Source organism: Streptomyces sp. RerS4 (assembly GCF_023515955.1).
In the GTDB taxonomy this organism is placed as follows: domain Bacteria; phylum Actinomycetota; class Actinomycetes; order Streptomycetales; family Streptomycetaceae; genus Streptomyces.
The window spans coordinates 4,588,725-4,611,465 of record NZ_CP097322.1; the positions used below are offsets into that span (position 1 = coordinate 4,588,725).

19 protein-coding genes are annotated in these 22,741 nt (G+C 71.8%); 6 read left to right on the forward strand and 13 right to left on the reverse strand.

Annotated features, from left to right (window positions below; genetic code table 11):
• Positions 1–17: 17 nt before the first annotated feature.
• Both M4D82_RS21440 and M4D82_RS21445 read right to left on the reverse strand, forming a co-directional pair.
• Complete coding sequence (locus M4D82_RS21440; RefSeq protein ID WP_249767580.1) at positions 18–557, reverse strand: alkyl hydroperoxide reductase; 540 nt, start codon at positions 555–557, stop codon at positions 18–20.
• Between the two features lie 3 nt (positions 558–560).
• Positions 561–1,115, reverse strand: coding sequence for a peroxiredoxin (locus M4D82_RS21445; RefSeq protein ID WP_249767581.1), 555 nt, complete (start codon positions 1,113–1,115; stop codon positions 561–563).
• A gap of 135 nt (positions 1,116–1,250) precedes the next feature.
• On the opposite strand from M4D82_RS21445, the gene M4D82_RS21450 reads away from it, so the two are divergent.
• The gene (locus tag M4D82_RS21450; protein WP_249772023.1) at positions 1,251–2,198 is read left to right on the forward strand and encodes a hydrogen peroxide-inducible genes activator; all 948 of its coding nucleotides are present in this window, start codon (positions 1,251–1,253) and stop codon (positions 2,196–2,198) included.
• Positions 2,199–2,219: 21 nt separating this feature from the next.
• Here the strand turns inward: M4D82_RS21450 and M4D82_RS21455 are convergent, their stop codons facing one another.
• From M4D82_RS21455 to M4D82_RS21465, 3 genes are read right to left on the reverse strand one after another with little or no spacing between them, the layout of a single operon-like run.
• Positions 2,220–4,577 (reverse strand): ABC transporter permease, encoded by a 2,358-nt coding sequence (locus tag M4D82_RS21455; protein ID WP_249767582.1) that lies wholly within the window; start codon positions 4,575–4,577, stop codon positions 2,220–2,222.
• A complete protein-coding gene (locus tag M4D82_RS21460; protein ID WP_249767583.1) occupies positions 4,574–5,260 on the reverse strand; it encodes an ABC transporter ATP-binding protein in 687 nt (228 codons plus the stop codon). The genes M4D82_RS21455 and M4D82_RS21460 overlap by 4 nt, the downstream gene beginning before the upstream one ends.
• Complete coding sequence (locus M4D82_RS21465; protein ID WP_249767584.1) at positions 5,257–5,781, reverse strand: PadR family transcriptional regulator; 525 nt, start codon at positions 5,779–5,781, stop codon at positions 5,257–5,259. The genes M4D82_RS21460 and M4D82_RS21465 overlap by 4 nt, the downstream gene beginning before the upstream one ends.
• A 214-nt stretch (positions 5,782–5,995) precedes the next feature.
• Here M4D82_RS21465 and M4D82_RS21470 point away from each other — a divergent pair, with 214 nt between their 5' ends.
• Entirely contained in the window at positions 5,996–7,471 is a 1,476-nt protein-coding gene (locus tag M4D82_RS21470; protein WP_249767585.1) for a DUF2079 domain-containing protein, read from the forward strand.
• 18 nt (positions 7,472–7,489) lie between these two features.
• On the opposite strand, the gene M4D82_RS21475 is transcribed toward M4D82_RS21470, so the two are convergent.
• Together M4D82_RS21475 and M4D82_RS21480 are read right to left on the reverse strand one after the other, a co-directional pair.
• A complete protein-coding gene (locus tag M4D82_RS21475) occupies positions 7,490–7,765 on the reverse strand; it encodes a type II toxin-antitoxin system antitoxin (protein ID WP_249767586.1) in 276 nt (91 codons plus the stop codon).
• Positions 7,762–8,673, reverse strand: coding sequence for an SPFH domain-containing protein (locus M4D82_RS21480; RefSeq protein WP_249767587.1), 912 nt, complete (start codon positions 8,671–8,673; stop codon positions 7,762–7,764). Before M4D82_RS21480 ends, M4D82_RS21475 begins: the two co-directional genes overlap by 4 nt.
• A 243-nt stretch (positions 8,674–8,916) precedes the next feature.
• Between M4D82_RS21480 and M4D82_RS21485 the strand changes: the two genes are divergently transcribed.
• On the forward strand, positions 8,917–11,199 hold the full coding sequence (locus M4D82_RS21485) for a transglycosylase domain-containing protein (RefSeq protein WP_249767588.1): 2,283 nt from the start codon (positions 8,917–8,919) through the stop codon (positions 11,197–11,199).
• Between the two features lie 90 nt (positions 11,200–11,289).
• Here M4D82_RS21485 and M4D82_RS21490 read toward each other — a convergent pair whose 3' ends face one another.
• The 3 genes from M4D82_RS21490 to M4D82_RS21500 form a co-directional block, all read right to left on the reverse strand.
• Positions 11,290–13,458: a SpoIIE family protein phosphatase gene (locus M4D82_RS21490; protein ID WP_502988976.1), complete on the reverse strand. Its 2,169-nt coding sequence runs from the start codon at positions 13,456–13,458 to the stop codon at positions 11,290–11,292.
• A gap of 212 nt (positions 13,459–13,670) precedes the next feature.
• The gene (gene fomD / locus M4D82_RS21495) at positions 13,671–14,390 is read right to left on the reverse strand and encodes a cytidylyl-2-hydroxypropylphosphonate hydrolase (RefSeq protein ID WP_249767590.1); all 720 of its coding nucleotides are present in this window, start codon (positions 14,388–14,390) and stop codon (positions 13,671–13,673) included.
• 142 nt (positions 14,391–14,532) lie between these two features.
• Entirely contained in the window at positions 14,533–15,936 is a 1,404-nt protein-coding gene (locus M4D82_RS21500; protein ID WP_249767591.1) for a class II fumarate hydratase, read from the reverse strand.
• 107 nt (positions 15,937–16,043) lie between these two features.
• Here M4D82_RS21500 and M4D82_RS21505 point away from each other — a divergent pair, with 107 nt between their 5' ends.
• Positions 16,044–17,573 (forward strand): ricin-type beta-trefoil lectin domain protein, encoded by a 1,530-nt coding sequence (locus M4D82_RS21505; protein WP_249767592.1) that lies wholly within the window; start codon positions 16,044–16,046, stop codon positions 17,571–17,573.
• Between the two features lie 55 nt (positions 17,574–17,628).
• Here the strand turns inward: M4D82_RS21505 and M4D82_RS21510 are convergent, their stop codons facing one another.
• Entirely contained in the window at positions 17,629–18,399 is a 771-nt protein-coding gene (locus M4D82_RS21510) for a glycerophosphodiester phosphodiesterase (protein ID WP_249767593.1), read from the reverse strand.
• Between the two features lie 45 nt (positions 18,400–18,444).
• Complete coding sequence (locus M4D82_RS21515; protein WP_249767594.1) at positions 18,445–20,109, reverse strand: fumarate hydratase; 1,665 nt, start codon at positions 20,107–20,109, stop codon at positions 18,445–18,447.
• 149 nt (positions 20,110–20,258) lie between these two features.
• On the opposite strand from M4D82_RS21515, the gene M4D82_RS21520 reads away from it, so the two are divergent.
• Together M4D82_RS21520 and M4D82_RS21525 are read left to right on the forward strand one after the other, a co-directional pair.
• On the forward strand, positions 20,259–20,924 hold the full coding sequence (locus M4D82_RS21520) for a DUF1707 SHOCT-like domain-containing protein (protein WP_249767595.1): 666 nt from the start codon (positions 20,259–20,261) through the stop codon (positions 20,922–20,924).
• Between the two features lie 171 nt (positions 20,925–21,095).
• Positions 21,096–21,497 (forward strand): WhiB family transcriptional regulator, encoded by a 402-nt coding sequence (locus tag M4D82_RS21525; RefSeq protein ID WP_249767596.1) that lies wholly within the window; start codon positions 21,096–21,098, stop codon positions 21,495–21,497.
• A 137-nt stretch (positions 21,498–21,634) separates the two neighbouring features.
• Here the strand turns inward: M4D82_RS21525 and glpX are convergent, their stop codons facing one another.
• On the reverse strand, positions 21,635–22,666 hold the full coding sequence (gene glpX, locus M4D82_RS21530) for a class II fructose-bisphosphatase (RefSeq protein ID WP_249767597.1): 1,032 nt from the start codon (positions 22,664–22,666) through the stop codon (positions 21,635–21,637).
• Positions 22,667–22,741: the final 75 nt, after the last annotated feature.

Consider the following 22,741-nt stretch of genomic DNA (forward strand, 5'->3'; position numbering starts at 1 on the left):
GTCGTTCGTACGGGCGACTACGCGTCGGCCAGGGCGGCTTCCGCGTCCAGGGTGACGGCGACTGCCTGGATCACCGAGGCGACCTTGAAGGCCTCCTGGACGGTCTCGCGGTCGACGCCGGCCTTGCGCAGGACCTGCTCGTGCGAGTCCAGGCACTGGCCGCAGCCGTTGATCGCGGAGACCGCGAGCGACCACAGCTCGAAGTCGACCTTCTCCACGCCCGGGTTGCCGATGACGTTCATCCGCAGACCCGCGCGCAGCGTGCCGTACTCCGGGTCGGAGAGCAGGTGGCGCGTGCGGTAGAAGACGTTGTTCATCGCCATGATCGCGGCGGCGGACTTGGCGGCCGCGTACGCCTCGGGCGACAGGGCGGCCTTCGCCTCCGGCTCCAGCTCACGCAGGACGCGCGGGGAGCGGGCGGCGATGGCGCAGGACAGGACGGTGCCCCACAGCTGCTGCTGAGTCAGGGTGTCCTGGTTGCCGATGACCGAACCGAGGTTCAGCTTCAGGTCCTTGGCGAAGTCCGGTATGGCGGACTTGAGGGAGTCGAGGGACATCCGTCACTCACCGGCCAGCAGGGCGCCGGCGTCGAGGGTGCCCTCGCCCTTGTTCCAGTTGCAGGGGCACAGCTCGTCGGTCTGCAGGGCGTCGAGGACCCGCAGGACCTCCTTGGGGTTACGGCCCACGGAACCGGCGGTCACCATCGTGAACTGGATCTCGTTGTTCTGGTCCACGATGAAGACGGCGCGCTGGGCGAAGCCGTCCTCGCCCTGGACGCCGCAGGCCTGCATGAGCTCGTGCTTGGAGTCGGCCAGCATCGGGAAGGGCAGGTCACGCAGGTCGGCGTGGTCCTTGCGCCAGGCGTGGTGGACGAACTCGGAGTCGCCGGAGACGCCGAGGATCTGGGCGTCGCGGTCCTGGAACTCCTCGTTCAGCTTGCCGAAGGCCGCGATCTCGGTCGGGCAGACGAAGGTGAAGTCCTTCGGCCAGAAGAAGACGACGCGCCACTTGCCCTCGTACGTCTTCTGGTCGATCTGGGCGAACTCGTTGCCGGCTTCGAGGGAGACGCAGGCGGTCAGGTCGTAGCTGGGGAACTTGTCACCGACAGTGAGCACGAACTCTCCTTGCGGAATGGAAAGTGACCCTTTTGGGGGCTTTCCGAGGGGGTTGGACTGATCTCACATGCTGGCACAGCTGCATTGATTACAGAAATAGCTACTCTTGCGGTGAGCGATCGGAGATACCTATCAGTGGCTGTCAGTAATAGAGGAACGAAGCAACCGACGCTGGCGCAGCTGCGCGCCTTCGCGGCCGTCGCCGAGCACCTGCACTTCCGCGACGCCGCCGCGGCCATCGGAATGAGCCAGCCCGCGCTCTCCGGCTCCGTCTCGGCGCTGGAGGAGGCGCTCGGCGTGCAGCTGCTGGAGCGCACCACCCGCAAGGTGCTCCTGTCGCCCGCCGGCGAGCGCATAGCGCTGCGGGTGCGCGGCGTGCTGGAGGCGGTGGGCGGGCTGCTGGAGGAGGCCGAGGCGGTACGGGCCCCCTTCACCGGGGTCCTGCGGCTCGGCGTGATCCCCACGGTGGCCCCGTACCTGCTGCCGACCGTCCTCGGGCTCTTCCACCGCCGCTACCCCCGCGTCGACCTCCAGGTGCACGAGGAGCAGACGGCCTCGCTGCTGGAGGGGCTGGCCGGCGGCCGTCTGGACCTGCTGCTGCTCGCCGTACCGCTGGGCATGTCCGGGGTCACCGAACTGCCCGTATTCGACGAGGACTTCGTCCTGCTCGCGCCGCGCGAACACCCGCTGGCCGGGCGCAAGGACATTCCGCGCGAGGAACTGCGCGGCCTCCAACTGCTGTTGCTCGACGAGGGACACTGCCTGCGCGACCAGGCGCTCGACATCTGCCGCGAGGCGGGCCGCACCGCCGGCGCCGACGTCACCACCACCGCCGCCGGACTGTCCACCCTCGTCCAGCTCGTCGCCGGGGGCCTCGGGGTCACCCTGCTGCCGCGAACGGCGCTGCGCCTGGAGACCGCCCGCAACGAGCACCTGTCCACCGGCTACTTCGCCGAGCCGGCGCCGTCGCGGCGGATCGCCCTGGCCATACGGACGGGCACGGCCCGCCAGGAGGAGTTCCGCGCCATCGCGGCCGCCCTGCGCGAAGCCGTACGCCCGCTCCCGGTGTGGCCGACGGACTGAACCGGAAGCGGGGGCGAGGGCTCACTCCGTACGCAGGCCGTCCGGGCGCATCAGGCGCAGCAGCAGCGGCAGGCTGAGCAGGGTCACCCCGGCGACCACGCCCGCGCCGGCGCCCGTCAGGGCCAGCACCGAGGACCAGTCGACGCGCACCGGCTGGGCCGCCATCCGCAGCAGGGCCGTGCCGAGGGCGAGGCCCACGCCGGTCGCGAGGCTCAGGCCCAGCGCGATCGGCAGGGCCGTCTGCCACAGGACGGACAGGCTCAGCGTGCTGCGCCGCGTACCGAAGGCGACCAGGGAGGAGAGCAGCCGGCGCCGCTCGCGCAGCTGCTCCAGCTGGGACACCAGCAGGCTCGTGCCGATGAGGATCAGCACGCCGGTCGCGCCGAAGAACAGCCCGACGCGGATCGCCGAGTACGAGGTGTCCCGGGTGGTCGAGCGCAGGGTCATGGCCGTCGAGAACGGATCCGCCTTGAAGGCGGCCGTGCGGGCCCGGTCCAGAGCGTCCGGCAGGGAGTCGTCGGCCTGGACGTAGATCCGCGCCCACCGCCAGAAGTCCACGCCGTCCTTCGGCGCGGCCGACGGGGTGACGAGCAGCCCGTCCCGCAGCCTGCCGGCGGGGTCCTCGCGGGGGGTCACCGTACGGGCGCCTGCCGGGAAGGTCCACTCGACGGCCTTCTCGTCCGGGACGCCGTCCACCTGATAGCCGGTGACGTTGCCCGCGAACAGCCGGTCGCCGGGGGCGGCGGTGAGCTTCTCGCCGGTGGGGGTCAGTGGCCCGCCGGTCAGGGCGAAGGCGTCGCCCTCCGCGCAGTCGCCGATCTCGGCGACCTCCCGCAGCGCCTCGCAGGAGCCGACCGTGACCTCGATGCTCTGGTCCGCGGCCGGGACGGTGTGCGCGGCCCGGAAGGAGCCCAGCGGCACGGTACGGGTGATGCCCGGGGCGGCCGCGATGTCCCGGGCCAGCGTGTCGAGCCTGTCCTCGGTGCCCGCGTGCAGCAGCACCGAGACGTTCGCGCGTGACGGGTCCTGGCCGGTGTCCTTCTCGTAGTCGCCCTCGACGCCGGCGAAGAGCATCTGCAGGGCGATGGCCCCGGCGACCGCGACCGCGATGCCGTTGACCAGCCGGGTGGCGCCGCCGCTGTCGAGCTGGAGCCGGCGCACCGCGAGCTGCCAGGACGCGGGGCCGCCCGAGAGCCGGCCGACGATCCGCTCCAACAGCCAGGGCAGCAGGGCGGTGACGCCGACCAGCAGCAGCGCCACGCCGCCGCCGACCTGCCACCGGTTGAACTGCCCGTCCTCGGAGCCGCGTCCCGCCAGCGGGGCGAGCAGTGCGAGGCCCGCCGGCGGCAGCAGCAGCCGCCACCAGATCCGGCGCCGGCGCGGCTTCGCCGTCCGTACGACGCCCAGGGGTTCGATGGTCACGCGGCGCAGGGTGAACACCGTGACGACCACGGCCGCGACGGGCACCGCCACCGCGACCAGCAGCGCCAGCCACAGCGCGGGGTCGAGGTCGGCGGGGAAGACACTGCGCTGCTGGAAGGAGAGCGATCCCACGAGGCTGCGCCCCGCCAGGAAGAAGCCCACGCCCAGCGCCAGCCCGACCAGGGCCCCGGCGAGGGCCTCCCCGGCCGCGATCCGGCGCACCATCAGGCTGTCGGCGCCCACCAGGCGCAGCGCGGCGAGCCGTTGGTCGCGCCGCTCGCCGCCGAAGCGGACGGCGGTGGCGATGAACACGACGACGGGCATCAGCAGCGCGACGAAGGTGACCACGACCAGGAGCATCAGCACCGGGTCGAGGGAGCGCTCCTGCGGGTCGTAGGCGAAGGCGTTGATCCGAGTGATCCGGTAGTCGCCCGGTCCGTCCTTCGTGAGGGTGTCGCTGCCCAGGTAGAAGAGGAGTTCGGCCGGGCCGGTGAGGCCCTGGTCGGCGATGGTGCCGGCGATCCGGGCGTCGAGGCGCTCGCGCAGCCCCGCCCCCTCGGGGGAGGAGAGCAGCCGCTTCAGGGCGGGGGAGACGACCATCTCGCCGCCCTTGGGGATCGCGCGCACGCCCGGGGGCAGGGGGGCGTCGGGGCCTTCCGCCCGCAGCATCTTGCCGTCGATGTCCTGGCCGCCGTAGCTCTGGTTGAGCCGGGCGATCAGCAGGGTGTCGGGGCCGGGGGCGTCGATGCGGGCCGAGCCCAGGATGGAGCGGGCGTCGTCGCGGTCGTGGCGGGCGCCGAGCGCGCCCGGTATCGCGGTGCTGATCAGCAGGAGTGCGACGCCGAGTCCGACGCCGACACCGGTGAGCAGGGTGCGGGTCCACCCCTGGCGGCCGCCGCCGAAGGCGAAGCGGGCGCCCATCGCGAGGTCACGGGTCCACACCCGCAGGCCGCTCATATGATCCGCTCCATGTCACGCGACCGGCCGTCGCGCACCACGATCTCGCGGTCGGAGTACGCGGCCACGCGGGTCTCGTGCGTGACCAGGACGACGGCGGCGTTCGCGGAGCGGGCGGCCTCGGTGAGCAGTTGCATCACCAGTTCGCCGTTGAGGGAGTCGAGGGCTCCGGTCGGCTCGTCCGCGAAGATCACCCGGGGTCGGGTGACCAACGCGCGGGCCACCGCGACCCGCTGGCCCTGGCCGCCGCTGATCTCCCCGGGCCGCTTGCCGCCGGTGTCCTCCACCTGGAGCCGCTCCATCCAGTCCAGGGCGGTGCGTTCGGCCTCCTTGCGCTTGACGCCGGTCAGGCGCAGCGGCAGGGCCACGTTCTCCACGCAGGTCAGCTCCGGGACGAGCTGCCCGAACTGGAAGACGAAGCCGAACTCCGAGCGGCGCAGGGCGCTGCGCTCGGCGTCCTTCATCGCGGACAGCTCGCGGCCGGCGTAGGTGACGGTGCCGGAGTCGGGCGACACGATGCCGGCGAGGCAGTGGAGCAGGGTGGACTTGCCGGAGCCGGAGGGGCCCATGACGGCGACGATCTCCCCGGGGTGGACGGAGAGTTCGGCGCCGTCGAGGGCCGTGGTGGCCCCGTAGGTCTTGCGCAGGTCGGTGGCGGAGAGCAGGGATCCGGCCGGGGTCATCGACGGACCTCCTGGGCGAGCCGGTCCAGGCGGGCCGAGGTCAGTTCGAGCCAGCGAAGGTCGGCCTCCAGGTGGAACAGGGCGTGGTCGCAGACCAGTTGGTCGGCGAAGTCGCCCTTGCGCTTGCGCTGGGTCAGGATGCGCATCAGCCGCAGGTGCTCGGCGCGCTGGGTGTCCAGGAGTTCGTTCGCGCTGCGGCCGGTGAGCAGCGCGAGGACGACCTTCGTGTAGAGGGTGGACTGGAGGTAGGGCTCGGGCTTCTCGGGCTGGGCGAGCCAGGTTTCGACGTCGGTGATGCCGGCGTCCGTGATGGCGTAGCGCTTGCGCTCGGGGCCGCCGTCGATCTCCGTGCCGTCGACCTCGACGAGGCCGTTCTTCAGGAGGCGGGACATGGTCGAGTAGACCTGTCCGTACGCGAGCGGGCGGTCGTGGCCGAATTTCTCGTCGAAGGCGCGCTTCAGGTCGTACCCGTGGCGCGGGCCGGCCTCCAGGAGGCCGAGGAGCGTGTGACCGATGGACATGTCGGGGACTATACACGCGGTGTATACGCACGGTGTATACGTGCGGTGTATAGACCGGCGGGGGCTGCCGCGTCGCCCGAGGGAGGGGCGGCGGCCTGCGGCCATTCGTGGGTACTCCGGGCCGTGGGGGAGCGGCTCGGGTCGGGGTTCGGGGTGTGGCCCGGTCGGGGCCGGCACGTTGGGGGCACGGTCCCGCATTCCCGAAAGGTCCGCCATGCACGGAATCCCCGCCGACGTCGCCGCCGTTCCCTCGCAGCACACCGGACCGGACGCCCGTACGTCCGCCCCCAGACCTTCCGGCGCGGGCACCCCGTGGTGGATCTGGGCGCTCGCGGGAGGCCTCTTCCTCCTCTACGCCACCCTCTCCCTGCGCATCCACCAACGGATGCTCTCGCGCAGCTTCGACCTCGGGATCTTCGAACAGGTCGTCCGCTCCTACGCCACCGGCCGGTTGCCCGTCTCCGAGATCAAGGGCCCCGACTTCCCCATCCTCGGCGACCACTTCTCCCCGGTGCTCGCGCTGCTGGCGCCCTTCTACCGGGTCTGGCCCACCACGGCCACCCTGCTCGTGGCGCAGGCGGCGCTGATCGCCGTGAGCGTGCTGCCGCTCGCCCGGTGGGCGCACCGCACGCTCGGCGCGCGCGCCGCCGTCGTGATCGGCCTGTGCTACGGGCTGTCCTGGGGCCTGGCGAGCGGCGTCGGCTACGACTTCCACGAGGTGGCCTTCGCCGTCCCGCTGCTGGCGTTCTCCCTGACCGCACTGGGCGAGGGCAGGATGCGGGCCGCCCTCTGGTGGGCCCTGCCGCTGCTGCTCGTCAAGGAGGACCTCGGGCTCACGGTGATCGTGATCGGCCTGGTGATCGCCCGGCGCGGCGGACCGCCCGCGCGGCGCATGGGTCTCGCTCTCGCCGTCGCGGGCGGGCTCGTGGCGCTGCTCGTCGCGCTGGTGGTGCTGCCGGCGTTCCACCCGCAGGGCTTCGCGGGCTACGTCGCCTCCCACGGCACGGACCCGGGGCAGGGCGGCGGGTTGGTCGAGCTCGCGCGGCGGATGACGGTCGGACTGGTCACCCCCGAGACGAAGGTGGCGACCCTGATGCTGGTGTGGGCGCCGACGCTCTTCCTCGCCGTGCGATCGCCCCTGGCGTGGGTGGCCGTGCCGACGCTCGTGTGGCGCTTCGCCTCGGACTACGTGGCGCACTGGGGGACGGGGCTGCACTACTCGCTCGTCCTGATGCCGATCGTCTTCGCGGCCTTCGTGGACGCCCTGCACCGACGCCGCACCACCCCGGCCGGCCTGCGCCGCTACCTCCTCGGCGCGGCGGGCGTCTGCCTGGCGCTGCTGCCCTCGCACGCGTTCTGGCAGCTGACCGAGCCCGCCACCTGGCGGACCGACCCCCGGGTCGCGGTGGCGGAGCGGCTGTTGGCGAAGATCCCCGACGGGGCCACCGTTCAGGCCTCGGACCTGCTGGTGACGCACCTGACGAGCCGGACCAGCGTCAGCCTGTTCGGCTGGGCCGACAGCAGGCCCGATCCGCAGTGGATCATCGTCGACACCCGGGTCCCGATGGAGCGGCGTTGGCCGCTGTCCGTGCCCGCCGAGGCCATCGCCCTGGAGCGGGCCAAGGCGGACGGCTACCGCACCGAGGCGCAGCAGGACGGATTCGTCCTGCTGCGACGCGGTCAGCCGTAGCGGACGCTCCTTGGGGCTTCAGGAGTCCGGTGTCGTGCGCGGGCGGCCGCGCGGTGGGATCGGCGCCGCTGTGCCCGGCAGCCGGCCGGACTCCGCCAGGGCCCTGCGGAGCAGGAACTCGATCTGCGCGTTCGCGCTGCGCAGCTCCTCGCCCGCCCAGCGGGCGAGGGAGTCGTACACCTGGGGGTCGAGGCGCAGCAGCACCTGCTTGCGCGCCTGACGTCCGGCCCGTTGGGGCTTGGCGGCCGGGGCGCCGTCCTCGCCGTCGGGCCGGGCGTCGCCGGTGGGGGTCACTGGTAGAGGGTGCCCGCGTTGATGACGGGCTGGGCCGCGCGGTCGCCGCAGAGCACGACCATCAGGTTCGAGACCATGCTCGCCTTCCGCTCCGGGTCCAGGTCCACGATGTCCTCCTCGGCCAGCCGGGTCAGGGCCAGTTCCACCATGCCCACCGCGCCCTCGACGATCTGCTTGCGGGCCGCCACGACCGCGCCGGCCTGCTGGCGCTGGAGCATCGCGGAGGCGATCTCCGGAGCGTACGCGAGATGGGTGAAGCGGGACTCGATGATCTGCACGCCCGCCGCGTCGACCCGGGTGGCCAGCTCGGCCGCGAGCTTCTCGGTGATCTCCTCGGCGTTGCCGCGCAGGGACAGGGCGTCCTCGTCGTGGTCGTCGTAGGGGTACTCGATGGCGATGTGGCGTACGGCCGCCTCGGTCTGCGTCTCGACGAACTCGGTGAAGTCCTCGACCTCGAAGACCGCCCGCGCGGTGTCGGCGACCCGCCACACCACGACCGCCGCCAGCTCGATGGGGTTGCCGTAGGCGTCGTTGACCTTCAGGACGGGCGTCTCGTGGTTGCGGACACGGGTGGAGACCTTGCGGCGCGAGGTGAACGGATTGACCCAGCGCAGCCCGTCGGTGCGGATCGTGCCCCGGTAGCGGCCGAAGAGCTGCACCACCCGGGCTTCGCCGGGCGCCACGGTGTTCAGCCCGCTCAGGGCGATCACCTGGGCGAGGATCAGCAGGACCCCGAGCGCGATCAGCGTCCCCGCGGCCGCCGCGGAGGCCGCCGAGGCACCGAGGGCGATCAGTCCGGCCCCGGCCGCGGTCCCCAACAGGCCCAATATCAGGGCCGGTCCACCGCCGATGCTCCGCGCGGTGAACTCCCGTACCTCGCTCGTGCGCACGTCCGTGGACGGTGTCATGGATTACCCCCGTTTGATCACTCGCGTCCGGTCGTGGCCGACCGACGCCTCTATCAAAGTGATATCACTTTATGGCCTCGCCGCAACCCTTCTGGTCTTATGGGCGTCGGTTCCAGTGACGTGGGTGCTGATTGTCACGTCCGAATTGACCGATATTGATCAGGGTTAAGCAACCTTTGTCACAGCCTGCGGTGTTAGTTTTCTGAGCTGACGTCGGGGGGGTAATCGAGCGGAGCGGGAGCGATGGGCCGAGCAGACGCGCGACGAGCGCAACAGCAGCGCGGTGCGCGGAAGGAGCCGGGAGGGCGCCAGGGCAAGTCGTCCGGCAAGCGCAGCGGCATACGTCGCTTCGTCAACTGGAAGACGATCCTGGGCACGTTCCTCGGAGGGCTCCTGCTCCTCGTGGCCGGCGCGTTCATCCTCTACTTCTCGGTGAACGAGCCCACCGACCCGAACGAGGGCGCGGTCCTCCAGAGCAACACGTACAAGTACTCCGACGGCTCGGTCATGGCCCGCACGGGCAGCATGAACCGCGAGATCGTCTCGATCGACAAGATCTCGGAGGACGTGCGGACCGCGTTCATCGCCATCGAGAACAAGACGTTCTACCAGGACAGCGGCATCGACGTGATCGGTGTCGCCCGCGGTCTCTTCAACACCGCGACCGGCAAGGGCAAGGCGGGTGGTTCCACGATCACCCAGCAGTACGTCAAGAACTACTACCTGACCCAGGACCAGTCGCCGACGCGCAAGCTCCGCGAGCTCGTCATCGCCCTGAAGGTCGACCAGCGGATGCAGAAGAACGACATCCTCGCCGGTTACCTGAACACCAACTTCTACGGCCGCAACGCCTACGGCATCCAGGCCGCGGCCCAGGCCTACTACGGCGTCGACGCCGACAAGCTGACCCTGGAGCAGGGCGCCTACCTGGCCGCCGTCATCCAGGCCCCCAGCCAGTACGACTGGGCGACCGCCGGCCCCAACGGCAAGCGACTGGTCATGATCCGCTTCAACGCCGTCCTCGACAACATGGTCGAGATGGGCAAGCTGGACGCGGCCAAGCGCAAGGAGCTGAAGTTCCAGGAGCCCATCAAGCCCAAGCCCCGACCGGGCATGGACGGGCAGAAGGGCTACCTGGTCCAGGCCGCCAACGACGAGCTGAACAAGCAGGGCATCAAGGACGCCGACATCGCCGCCGGCGGCTGGACGATCACCCTGAACGTCGACAAGAAGAAGCAGGCCGCCCTGGAGAAGGCCGTCCAGGACGAGCTGGAATCCAAGCTGGAGCGCAAGAACACCAAGGACCGCCCGCAGGACCAGAGCGTCCAGGCCGGCGCCACCTCCGTCGACGCCAAGACCGGCGCGATCGTCGCCATGTACGGCGGCGTGGGCCTGGCCGAGAAGGCCGAGAGCAACGCCCTGCGCACCGACTACCAGCCCGGCTCGACCTTCAAGCCGATCGTGCTGGCCACCGCCCTGGACACCGCGGCCACCACCCAGGACGGCCGCCTGATCACCCCGAACGCGCTCTACGACGGCACCAGCAAGCGTCCCGTGACGGGCAGCAACACCGCCTTCGCCCCGCAGAACCAGGACGACATCAACTACGGCGACCCGATGATCACGGTCCAGGAGGCCACCAACTCCTCCGTGAACTCCGTCTACGCCCAGATGATCGTCGACGCCAAGCCGCAGGCCGTGAAGAAGACGGCCCTCGCGCTCGGCATGGTCGACCGCCCCGGCTGGGGCGCCGACCAGCCCGCCATGTCGCTCGGCACCATGAGCGCCAACACCCTGGAGATGGCCGGGGTCTACGCCACCCTCGGCAGCCACGGCAAGAAGATCACCCCGACCATCGTCAAGCAGGCCGAGCACAAGGACGGCGAGTTCAAGCCGGTCAACCCGATCGGCGCGCAGGTCATCAAGCGCGAGACCGCCGACACCGTCACCAAGGTCCTCACCGGCGTCGTCGAGGAGGGCTCCGGCAAGGCGGTGCGCAGCTCCGCCTACCAGGCCGCCGGCAAGACCGGTACCACCGAGAAGAACGTCGCCGCCTGGTTCACCGGCTACACCCCGGAGCTCGTCACCGTCGTCGCGATGTTCGGCGAGGACCCCACCTCGCACAACCAGGTCACCCTGACCGGTACGGCCGGCCTCGGCCGCGCGGGTGGCTCCAGCTTCCCCGCCCAGATCTGGCAGGCGTACACCACCGCCGCGCTCAAGGGCCAGACCACCGGCCAGTTCGACCTGTCGGACGCCAAGATGGGCACCCCGGTCGCCCCGACCCGCAGCGCGGTCCCGTCGACCGGCCCGACGGGCTCGGCCAGCCCGACGCCGTCCAGCTCGGGTACCCGTCCGTCCGGTACGCCGGACCCGAGCGGCAGCTCCGGCAAGCCGGACCCGACGCCGCCGACCGGCAAGCCGACCCCGCCCACGGGCAAGCCGACCCCGCCGACCGGCAAGCCGACGCCGCCGACCAAGGACCCGACGCCGCCGGTCAACCCGGACGGGCCGCTGTTGCGGTAGTCCGGTAGCCCGGCAGCCCGGTCCGGCAGCCCACATGACGGTGCCCCGCAGCGATCACGCCGCGGGGCACCGTCATGTTCGGGGTCGCGCTCAGCGCCGCTCGTGCGCTCCCGGCAGCGCCAGCTCGAACCAGACCACCTTGCCGCTGCTCAGCCGGGTCGCGCCCCACCGCCGGGCCAGGCGGTTGACCAGGAACAGGCCCCGCCCGCCCTCGTCGGTCTCCCGCGCCCGGCGCTGACGCGGCAACTGCGGGGAGTCGTCGCCGACCTCGCAGCGCAGCACGTCCGTGCGCAGCAGCCGCAGCGTCACGGGCCGCTCCGCGTACCGCACCGCGTTCGTGACCACCTCGCTGACCAGCAACTCCAACGAGTCGCTCAGCTCCTCCAGCCCCCAGCGGACCAGCGCGCGCCGCGCGAAGCGGCGGGCCCGGCCCGGAGCGGTCTCCTCCGGGTCCAGGAACCAGTACGCCACGTCGCTGGGCGCGATCCCCTCGAAGCGGGCGGCCAACAGGGCGATGTCGTCGTCCCGGTCGCCGGGGCCCAGCATGTCCAGGACGTCGTCGCAGAGGGCCTCCAGCGGCGGCGAGTGGTCCAGCCCCGTCAGCTGCGCGGTGGTCGCCAGCCGCTCGCGCAGCTGCTCGATGCCCGTCCACACGTCCCGCAGCCGCGACTCCACCAGCCCGTCCGTGTACAGCAGCAGCGTGGCCCCGGCCGGGGCGTCCAGCTCCACGGCCTCGAAGTCCACGCCGCCGACGCCGATCGGGGCGCCCGGAGGTACGCGCAGCACCTCGGCGCGACCGCCCAGGTGCAGCAGCACCGGCGGCGGGTGGCCGGCGTTGGCGATGGTGATCCGGTGCGAGACCGGGTCGTACACCGCGTACAGACAGGTGGCCATGCGGTCGGAGCCGAGCCGCTGCGCCTGCTCGTCGAGGTGGTGCAGCACCTCGGCCGGCGGCAGGTCCAGCTGGGCGAGGGTCTGCGCGGTGGTGCGCAGCTGGCCCATGATCGCGGCCGACGTCATGGAGTGCCCCATGACGTCGCCGACGACCAGGGCGACCCGGCTGCCGGGCAGCGGTATGGCGTCGTACCAGTCACCGCCGACCCGGGCCGTCTCGGCGGCCGGCAGGTAGCGGGAGGCGAGGCGGACGCCGGTGGGTTGGGGGAGGCCGTCGGGCAGCATCGTGCGCTGGAGTTCGTCGGCGATGTAGGCCTCGCGGCCGTACAGCACCGCCTTGTCGATGCCCAGCGCCGTGTGGGTGGCCAGCTGGGCGGCCACGAGCAGGTCGTTCTGCTCGAAGGCGGGGCGCTCGGGGGTACGCAGGAACACCGCCGCGCCGATGACGCGCCGGCGGCCCCGCAGCGGCGCGAGGATGGCCCGCTGACCGCGCGGTACGGGATGCTCGGCGCCCAGCAGTTCGGGCAGCGCGCCCTTCGCCCCGGCCGCCGACCCGAACACGGGCCGTACGCCGCGCAGCACCTCGGCGAGGTCCCCGCCGGGCCGGATCTCGCACAGCTCGGAGGCCGGCAGGTCACCCTGCGGGCCGACCAGCGGCAGCTGGCTGAAGTCGAGCTCGCCCTGGGTCCCCGCGGCCCCGGCGCCCTCGCCGCCGTCGGTCAGGTCGTCGATCGGCCGGAGCCGGTCGGTGCGCCGCAGCCTTAAGACGACCGCGCCGACGGGCCGCTCGTCACCGACGGGCAGCGGGTCGCGCAGGTAGACGAGGATCGCGTCGGAGAACGTCGGCACCGTCGCCCGGCACAGCCCGAGGACGATCTCGTCGAGGTCGATGCCGCGCGCGATCCGCCGCGTCGCGGCGCCGACGAACCGTAGCCGGTCGCCCTCGCGCCGGGCCACGCCGACCTCGCCGCCGCCCGCCGCGCCGATCCCGCCGCCCGCCGCCCCGATGCCGCCGCCGGCGGGCAGGTCGCCCCGCGCCGGCCCGCGTTGCGGGCGGCCTCGCCGTCCCGGGTCAGCCCGTCGGCGGCGCCGGCGTCGGCCGGGCCGTGGGCGGAGCCCCGGGAGCCCTCCAGGGGGCCGACGGCGCCGCGCGGGCGCGGGACCTCGGCGGAGGCGCCGCCCTGCCCGGCGACCGGAACCTGAGCATGCGTGCGTACGGCCTCGGCGGCCGCGATCGGGGCCTTGCCGTGGCCTGCCTCGTCCGTGCCTCCGCCGGAGGGACCGGCGGGCTGCGGGCCCTCCTGAGAGGTGGGGTACTCCGTCACGCGTGGAATTCCGTCCGTTTGCGCTCGATGTGCGCTGCACACAACTCGGTCAGTCGCGGTATACCCGCTCAGCGGCCGGGGCACCACCACCCCGGGTTTCCGCGTCCCCCTCGTTACCTCTCGTTCCGCGTCGACCCCTGCTCAAGTACCGGTCGCCACAGGTGATTTGTGGTTACGGTGCCCAGGGGGCGCGGCACGTACGACCAGCGGAGGCCGATCCTACGGTTGCACCCCGGGGGCGCATCAAGGGTCTCATGAGGTCATATGCGCCGGGGTGCGGTCCCAGTCCTCCGGCAGAACCGGAACGTCCCAGGCCGGATCCGGTCGCCAGTGCTGCCAGCCGTCGCGGAACGGCGAGCCCCACGCCTCGATCACGCCCACCGCCGCACGCCCCGCCTCCTCGACCCGCCGGGCCCGGCGGGCGTCCATCAGTCCGCTGCGCTGCGCCTGGGCGAACTCGTCCTCGTCGAGCCACCTCCAACTGCGGTCCGGATAGACGGCGATGTCGAGGAAATGGTCCTCGGAATCCACCCCGCCGGTCCACCGGACGCGTGGTGCCTCCAGGTTGACGTACCAGTTGCGCAAGTGCCAGCCCCGGTCCCAGAACAGCCACACCGACCACGGCTCGCCGGGTCGGGCCAGCTTCAGCACGCCCGCGCCGTGCCAGTGCGACCGGGTGGTGGTGCGCGGCGCGGTGTAGCGGGTGGCCAGCGGTTCCCGGTGCACGGGGGAGCCGTCGGCGAGCACCGGTTTGACGCACTCGGTGCCGGGCGCCATCCACACGGCCAGCAGTTCGTCGGTGTCCTCGACGACGGTCACGGGGCGGCAGATGTGGATGCGGCCGTCGATGCCCGGCGCGCTGTCGCGGTACCGCCACAGGATCTGCTCCCCGGGCGTCCAGTGGCCGCCGGGCGCGGCGTCCCGTACGTCGTGCCGGGCGGCGCCGCCCCCGGACCTGTCGGTACCTGTCATGCGCAGATCTTAGGGCGGGCGCCGGCGCGGATGCTGCGGTGCAGGTCACGGAGGGGTCCGAGGAGCGTAAACGACCGGATTCGGCCCCTGTCCGGGGAACTTCCCCGCCCTTCCCCGCCCTTTCGCGCCCTCGCGCCGCCTCCTACGGTCGGGTCATGCGCAGGACGTCCAGGGCCTCGTCCAGCTGCTCCAGCGTCAGCGCGCCGCGGTCGACGTAGCCCGACTCCAGGACGACGTCCCGGATCGTCTTGCGTTCGGCGAGCGCCCGCTTGGCCACCTTGGCGGCCTCCTCGTAGCCGATGTAGCGGTTCAGCGGGGTCACCACGGAGGGCGAGGACTCGGCGTACTCCCTGGCCCGCTCCACATTGGCGGTGATCCCGGCCACCGTACGGTCGGCCAGCAGCCGGCTGCCGTTGCCGAGCAGCCGGATCGATTCGAGCAGGTTCCGGGCCATGACGGGCAGCATCACGTTGAGTTCGAAGTTGCCCGCCGCGCCCGCCACGGCGACCGTCGCGTCGTTGCCCATCACCTGCGCGGCGATCATCAACACGGCCTCCGGGACGACCGGATTGACCTTCCCGGGCATGATCGAGGACCCCGGCTGGAGATCCGGCAGATTGATTTCGGCCAATCCGGTGCGCGGCCCCGAGGCCATCCAGCGCAGATCGTTGGAGATCTTCGTGAGCGAGACGGCGACGGTACGGAGCATGCCCGACGTCTCCACCAGCGCGTCCCGCGCCCCCTGGGCCTCGAAGTGGTCGCGCGCCTCGGTCAGCGGCAGCCCCGTCGCCGCCGCCACCTCCGCGATCACGGCGGCGGAGAACCCGGGCGGGGTGTTGATCCCCGTGCCCACGGCCGTGCCGCCCAGCGGCAGTTCGGCGAGCCTCGGCAGCGCCGCGCGCAGTCGCTCGACGCCGTGGCGGACCTGGGCGGCGTACCCGCCGAACTCCTGGCCCAGGGTGACCGGGGTGGCGTCCATCAGGTGCGTGCGCCCGGCCTTGACCACGCCGGCGAACTCGCCCGCCTTGTCCTCCAGGGCGGCGGCGAGGTGCTCCAGCGCCGGGATCAGCTCGCCGGTGACGGCGGCGGTCGCGGCGATGTGGATGGAGGAGGGGAAGACGTCGTTGGAACTCTGCGAGGCGTTGACGTGGTCGTTGGGGTGGACCTCGCGCCCGAGCCGCTCGGTGGCCAGGGTGGCGATCACCTCGTTGGTGTTCATGTTGGACGAGGTCCCGGACCCGGTCTGGAAGACGTCGACCGGGAAGTGCTCGTCCCAACGGCCCTCCGCGACCTCGGCGGCGGCGGCGCGGATCGCCCCCGCGACGTCCGCGTCGATCACCCCCAGCCGCTCGTTGACCAGGGCCGCCGCCGCCTTGACGCGGGCCAGGGCCGCGATGTGCGCGCGCTCCAGGCGTTGCCCGGAGAGCGGGAAGTTCTCGACGGCGCGCTGCGTCTGGGCCCGCCACTTGGCGTGCGCGGGGACGCGTACCTCGCCCATGGAGTCGTGCTCGATCCGGTACCGCTCGGCCTGCTGATCATCGGTCATGTTCGTGGCCTCCTCAGAAACTTGAGCAATTGTCTTGTCAGCACTGTTCCCATCTCCCCTACTGGCCAGTAAATACCGGTGGTAACACCGACATCGGGGAGGCGTTCATGGCACATGCCCGTACGAAACCCAGGCTCAGATCTACCTTCGCCGTGGTCGCGGCCATCGCGGCCGCCCTCGGAGGCGTCACCGCCATCACCCCCATGGCCCAGGCGGCCTCCGCCGCCACCGGCGCGATCACGCCCCTGTCGCCCGAACTGGAGGCCATCCGCGCGGCCGAGGCCACCCGGATCTACGGCGACCCCGCGATCCGCCCGCTCGCGAACCGCAAGACCGGCCTCATCTCCCTCGGGGACAGCGAGATCTCCGGCGAGGGCGTCGGCAACTACGACCCCGCCACCAACACCCCGAACAACCAGTGCCACCGCTCCCCGGACTCCGCGATCCACCGCACCGGCATCCCGGCGGACCTGACCTTCAACGTGGCCTGCTCCGGCGGCTACACGGGCAACATCCGCATCGGCGGCAGCAAGCAGTACGCCGACGAACTCGTGCAGAGCGACAGCCTCGCCATCAAGGCCCGCAACACCCGGATCAAGATGGTGCTGCTGGTCGCCGGCGCCAACGACGACCTCCAGTTCGGCCCCGTCATGACCGACTGCGTCACCCGGTGGGTCCTCAGCCAGGGCACCTGCGAACCCAAGTACGCCCCCGGCTGGCAGGCCCGCGTCGACGGCCTCAGGCCCAAGGTCGAGGCCACCGTCGCCGACCTCAAGACCGTCATGCGCGGAGCCGGCTACGCCGACTCCGACTACAAGCTCGTGGTCATGGGCTACCCCAGCCCGATCGGCCCCGACTTCCACGACAACCCGAACTTCCCCGGCAAACTCCCCGGCGGCTGCGCCGGCTACGACTCCGACGCCACCTGGGGCCGCGACTACGCCGTCCCCACCTTCGAGAAGGGCATGCGCGAGGCCGCCCGCAACTCCGGCGCCCTCTACCTCGACAACTCCCGGCTCTTCCACGGGCACGAGGTCTGCATGGAGGACGCCTGGGCCCGCGGCCTCTACCTGGACCTCGGCGACCACTTCCCGTGGGACGAGAACACCGCCCGCCAGTCCTTCCACCCCAACCAGCGCGGCCACGGCGCCTTCGCGTCCTGCCTGACCCAGCTCTACGACTCCGGCCTGCGCGAGGCCTCCTGCGCCGACCCGGCGAGCACCGGCACCCCCGTCCTCCAGGCCGGGGCCTGGGACGACCTCTACCGGCCCCTGAAGAACGAGGCCACCGGCAACTGCCTCGACACCTTCGGCGGCTCCAGCGCCAACAACACCAAGGTCGTCGGCTGGGACTGCCACGGCGGACGCAACCAGGGCTGGTGGTACGACGCCGCGCAGAAGTCCGTCCACGTCGAACTCACCCACGACCGCTGCCTGGACGTCCCCGGAGCCGGCTACGGGGCCGGCACCGCCCTGATCCTCTGGAACTGCCACGGCGCCGCCAACCAGCGGTTCGTCCGCGACGGCGCCACCCTGCGCCCCGCCGCCGCCCCGGGCATGTGCCTGACCGTGGCCGCCGCCCACGACCCCCTGCGCCTCCAGCCCTGCAACGGCTCGGCGAACCAGCGCTTCGCGTAACCCGCACCGCCACCCGTCACCCCCACACCCGGCCGGAGCGCTCCGGCCGGGTGTCTCACAGGGCTTCGAGCTGCTCCCGCACCTGACGGGGCCGGTTGGTGATGATCGTCTCCACCCCGAGCCGTACGCACAGCTCCACGTCCTCGGGCTCGTCCACGGTCCACACCCGCACCGCCAGCCCCTTCGCCCTGAGCCGCCCCACCAGCCCGGGATCGCGCCGCACCAGATCGATGCCGGGCCCGGCGTGCGTGGCGAACGGCGGGCGCGGGGCGCGCAGCTGCCGCTCGATCAGGTAGACGGCGGGCAGGCCGGGCGCCAACCGGTGCAGCCGGGTCAGCGCGTTGCGGGAGAAGCTCATCACCTCGACGCGCCCGTCGGAGCCGTCCGCGAGCCCGTGGTCCCTCAGGACCCGCACGAGCTCGGCTTCCAGCCGGCCGCCGGCGCGGGTGGGGTGCTTGGTCTCCACGGCCAGCCCGACGGGCCGGTCGGCGGCCAGCGCCTCCTTGAGCAGGTCCTCGAAGAGCAGCACCCGCGCGCCCCGGTGCGCCTCGCCCTTCCAGCCGCCGAAGTCGAACGCGGCCAGCTCCTCGTACGTCAGGGCCGAGACCACCCCGCGCCCGTCCGAGGTCCGCTCGACCGTCCGGTCGTGCACGCACACCAGCCGCCCGTCGGCGCTCAGCCGTACGTCGCACTCCAGCGCGTCGGCCCCGTCGGCGATGGCCTGCCGATAGGCCTCGATGGTGTGTTCGGGGTACGCGTGGGAAGCCCCCCGGTGCGCGACCACCCGGGCGGCGCGGGCGGTACGGGGTGAGGACGACACAGTCATACGGGCATCCTCGCGCACCGGGGTGAACGGTCGGCTTCCGACGGGCTACAGACCCGGGCCGCGGACCGGGATGTGGGTGAACGTCGGCTCCGGGGCCGGGTTCTGGAAGAAGTCGTTGCCCTTGTCGTCCACGACGATGAACGCCGGGAAGTCCTCGACCTCGATCTTCCAGACCGCCTCCATGCCGAGCTCCTCGTACTCCAGGACCTCGACCTTCTTGATGCAGTCCTGCGCGAGGCGCGCCGCCGGGCCGCCGATCGAGCCGAGGTAGAAGCCGCCGTGCGCGGCGCACGCGTCGGTCACCTGCTGAGAGCGGTTGCCCTTGGCCAGCATGACCTTGGAGCCGCCCGCCGCCTGGAACTGCTCGACGTAGGAGTCCATCCGGCCGGCCGTGGTCGGGCCGAAGGAGCCGGAGGCGTAGCCCTCGGGGGTCTTGGCGGGGCCGGCGTAGTAGACCGGGTGGTCCTTCAGGTACTGCGGCATCTCGGCGCCCGAGTCCAGCAGCTCCTTGATCTTGGCGTGCGCGATGTCGCGCGCCACGACCAGGGGACCGGTCAGGCTCAGCCGGGTCTTGACCGGGTGCTTGGTCAGCGTCGCGAGGATCTCGTCCATCGGCTGGTTCAGGTCGATGGAGACGACGTCCGCCGACTCGTCCAGGTGCGCGTCGGTGGTCTCCGGCAGGAAGCGCGCCGGGTCCCGCTCCAGCTGCTCCAGGAAGACGCCCTCGGCGGTGATCTTCGCGGTGGCCTGGCGGTCCGCCGAGCAGGACACGGCGATGGCGACCGGCAGGGACGCGCCGTGGCGCGGCAGGCGCACGACGCGCACGTCGTGGCAGAAGTACTTGCCGCCGAACTGCGCGCCGATGCCGATCCTCTGCGTCAGCTCGAAGACCTGCTGCTCCAGGTCGAGGTCGCGGAAGCCGTGGCCCAGCGGGGAGCCTTCCGTGGGCAGCTCGTCGAGGTAGTGGGCCGAGGCGTACTTCGCCGTCTTCAGCGCGTGTTCCGCCGACGTGCCGCCGACGACGATCGCCAGGTGGTACGGCGGGCAGGCCGCCGTGCCGAGCGAGCGGATCTTCTCCTCCAGGAACTTCATCATGGAGGCCTCGTTGAGGACCGCCTTCGTCTCCTGGTAGAGGAAGGACTTGTTGGCCGAGCCGCCGCCCTTGGCCATGAAGAGGAACTTGTACGCGCCGCCGTCGGTCGCGTACAGCTCGATCTGCGCGGGCAGGTTCGAGCCGGTGTTCTTCTCCTCCCACATGGTGAGCGGGGCCATCTGCGAGTAGCGCAGGTTCAGGCGGGTGTACGCGTCGTAGATGCCGCGCGAGAGGGCCGCCTCGTCGCCGCCCTCCGTGAGGACGTTCTGGCCGCGCTTGCCCATGACGATCGCCGTGCCCGTGTCCTGGCACATCGGCAGCACGCCGGCCGCCGCGATGTTCGCGTTCTTGAGGAGGTCGAGCGCGACGAACTTGTCGTTCGAGGACGCCTCCGGGTCGTCGATGATGCGACGCAGCTGCGCGAGGTGCGCGGGGCGCAGGAAGTGCTGGATGTCGTGGATGGCCTCCTCGGCGAGCTTGCGCAGCGCCTCGGGCTCGACCTTGAGGAACGTACGGCCGTCGGCCTCGAAGGTCGAGACGCCCTCCGAGGTCACCAGCCGATAGGGGGTGGTGTCCTCGCCCAGGGGCAGCAGGTCGGTGTACGCGAACTCCGGCATGTGGTGGCCATTCCTCACTCGGCAGACGGCGCTGACGACCAATTGGCAGCGCGACTCACCAGCGTAGAACGTCCCGGCGCGACTGTGTTTGTGAGGTAAGGCTCACTCGGCAGTATCGCGATCTATCGTGTCTCGCTATGCTGGGTGACGTGGACCTGGAAAAGCACGCCGATGCCCCCGCCCCCGCCGCTCCCGCGGAGCTGCGCGCCTCCGACGCCGACCGGGACCGGATCGCGCACATCCTCGCCGACGCCCTCGCGGAGGGCCGCCTGACCTCCGACGAACACGCGGAACGGCTCGATTCGCTCTATTCCCGCAAGACGGTGGGCGAGCTCGACGTCCTCGTACGCGATCTCCCCGCCGGTACGGGCGCCCGCCCGGCCCCCGCCGCCCACCCCACCGCGGCGCCGGCCCTGGCCGGCCCCGCCGAGAACGTCGTCGCGGTGTGCAGCAGTGCCGCCCGCAAGGGCCGCTGGCGCCCCGGTCCCCGCACCCGCGCGGTCTCCGTCATGGGCGACATCACCCTCGACCTCACCGAGGCGGTCTTCGAGCAGCAGGTCACCGAGATCAACGTGACCTGCGTACTCGGCAACGTCGAGGTGCTCGTCCCGGAGAACGTCACCCTGCGCGGCTACGGCACCGGCGTCCTCGGCAACTTCGAGGTGCGCGGCGAAGCCGGCGCCGACATCGACCCCCAGGCGCCCGTCGTGATCGTCCGCGGCTTCTCCCTGCTCGGCAACATCGAGGCCCACCCCAAGCTCGGCGCCCGCCTCGTCGACCTCGCCCACCGGCTCCGGGGGCGCCGCCAGGGCTGAGGCGCGGCGTCCGCGAACGCGCCCGGCACCCGACGCACACCCGCCTCGCGCGGGCGTCGTATTTCGGTCGAACCTCCCGCCCCCGGTGGCACACAGTGCATAGGGGCACGCACAGCGGGTAGGGACAGGTGCATCGTGTCTCGCTCGCGTATACGTCGTCAGGAGTAGACCGTGCCGCATCCGCCGCATCAGTCCCTGCAGGCAGCCGCCGTCCAGAGCTTTCAGACGCGCCCGGCCGCCGTGCCGAAGCCGCGGATGGCGGACCGGGCGGAGGACGGCCCATGGCACGCGGAGGCGGTGTGCCGCAGGGACGAGGCGGGACTCTTCTTCGCACCGTCCAAGGAACCGACCGCGGCCCGACTCGCCCGCGAGGAGGCCGCCAAGCGGGTCTGCGCCCGATGCCCGGTGATGGTCGCCTGCCGCGAGCACGCCCTGCTCCAGCCCGAGCCCTACGGCGTGTGGGGCGGCCTCACCGCCGCCGAGCGCCGCGTGGTGCTGGGCCGCAGGCGGCGTAGGGCCGCCGAACTGCTCCCGGGCGCGGGCACGCCCGGCCAGGTCGCCGCGGCCGGCTGAGCGCGGCGTTCCCCACTGCCTGAAGCACCTGACTGCCTGAAGCACCTGGTACGCCTCGAACGCGACGGAGGGGCGGTCCCCCGCACCGGGACCGCCCCTCCGTCGTACCTCCACCGGCCTGAGCCGCTCCCGCCGCCCTACTTCGCGCGGTCGAAGTCGATCGCGCTGTACGCGCGCAGCTTCGACAGGCGGTGCGTGGAGTCGATCTGCCGGATCGTGCCCGACTTCGAGCGCATGACCAGCGAGGACGTCGTCGCCGTCTCCGAGCGGTAGTGAACGCCGCGCAGCAGCTCGCCGTCGGTGATGCCGGTGGCGACGAAGAAGACGTTCTCGCCGGACACCAGGTCGTTCGTGTGCAGGACCCGGTCCAGGTCGTGGCCCGCGTCGAGGGCCTTCTGCCGCTCGGCCTCGTCCTTCGGCCACAGCTTGCCCTGGATCGTGCCGCCGAGGCACTTTATGGCGCAGGCCGAGATGATGCCCTCGGGGGTGCCGCCGATGCCGAGGAGCAGGTCGACGCCGGTGCCCTCGCGCACCGCCATGACCGAGCCCGCGACGTCGCCGTCCGAGATGAACTTGATGCGGGCGCCCGTCTCGCGGATCTCCTTGACCATGCCCTCGTGGCGGGGACGGTCCAGGATGACGACGGTGACGTCCTCGACGGCCATGTTCTTGGCCTTGGCGACCCGGCGGATGTTGACCGACACCGGGGCGTTGATGTCCACGAAGTCGGCGGCCTCGGGACCGGTGACGAGCTTCTCCATGTAGAACACCGCGGACGGGTCGAACATCGAGCCGCGCTCGGCGGCGGCCAGGACGGCGATCGCGTTCGGCATGCCCTTGGCGTTCAGGGTGGTGCCGTCGATCGGGTCCACGGCGATGTCGACCTCGGCGCCCGTGCCGTCGCCGACCCGCTCGCCGTTGAAGAGCATCGGAGCTTCGTCCTTCTCGCCCTCGCCGATGACGACGACGCCGTTCATCGAGACGGTGGAGATCAGGGTGCGCATCGCGTTGACCGCGGCGCCGTCGGCGCCGAGCTTGTCGCCGCGACCGACCCACCGGCCCGCGGCGAGGGCGGCGGCCTCGGTGACCCGTACGAGTTCGAGGGCGAGGTTGCGGTCGGGGGCTTCGGGAGAGACTTCGAGCTGGGGCGGCAGGTTGTGCTCGGTCATCGGAGCGCACCTTTCTGTACGACGACGGCCGGGATGTGAGGGTGCTGAAACTCTATCGGTACGTCGACATATTGA

Coding starts and splice junctions, on each gene's coding strand:
- M4D82_RS21455 (WP_249767582.1), bottom strand. CDS start 4,577: ATGAGCGGCCTGCGGGTGTGGACCCGTGACCTCGCGATGGGCGCCCGC.
- M4D82_RS21500 (WP_249767591.1), bottom strand. CDS start 15,936: ATGACCGATGATCAGCAGGCCGAGCGGTACCGGATCGAGCACGACTCC.
- M4D82_RS21515 (WP_249767594.1), bottom strand. CDS start 20,109: ATGCCGGAGTTCGCGTACACCGACCTGCTGCCCCTGGGCGAGGACACC.
- M4D82_RS21460 (WP_249767583.1), bottom strand. CDS start 5,260: ATGACCCCGGCCGGATCCCTGCTCTCCGCCACCGACCTGCGCAAGACC.
- M4D82_RS21510 (WP_249767593.1), bottom strand. CDS start 18,399: ATGACTGTGTCGTCCTCACCCCGTACCGCCCGCGCCGCCCGGGTGGTC.
- glpX (WP_249767597.1), bottom strand. CDS start 22,666: ATGACCGAGCACAACCTGCCGCCCCAGCTCGAAGTCTCTCCCGAAGCC.
- M4D82_RS21480 (WP_249767587.1), bottom strand. CDS start 8,673: ATGACACCGTCCACGGACGTGCGCACGAGCGAGGTACGGGAGTTCACC.
- M4D82_RS21440 (WP_249767580.1), bottom strand. CDS start 557: ATGTCCCTCGACTCCCTCAAGTCCGCCATACCGGACTTCGCCAAGGAC.
- fomD (WP_249767590.1), bottom strand. CDS start 14,390: ATGACAGGTACCGACAGGTCCGGGGGCGGCGCCGCCCGGCACGACGTA.
- M4D82_RS21470 (WP_249767585.1), top strand. CDS start 5,996: ATGCACGGAATCCCCGCCGACGTCGCCGCCGTTCCCTCGCAGCACACC.
- M4D82_RS21465 (WP_249767584.1), bottom strand. CDS start 5,781: ATGTCCATCGGTCACACGCTCCTCGGCCTCCTGGAGGCCGGCCCGCGC.
- M4D82_RS21485 (WP_249767588.1), top strand. CDS start 8,917: ATGGGCCGAGCAGACGCGCGACGAGCGCAACAGCAGCGCGGTGCGCGG.
- M4D82_RS21505 (WP_249767592.1), top strand. CDS start 16,044: ATGGCACATGCCCGTACGAAACCCAGGCTCAGATCTACCTTCGCCGTG.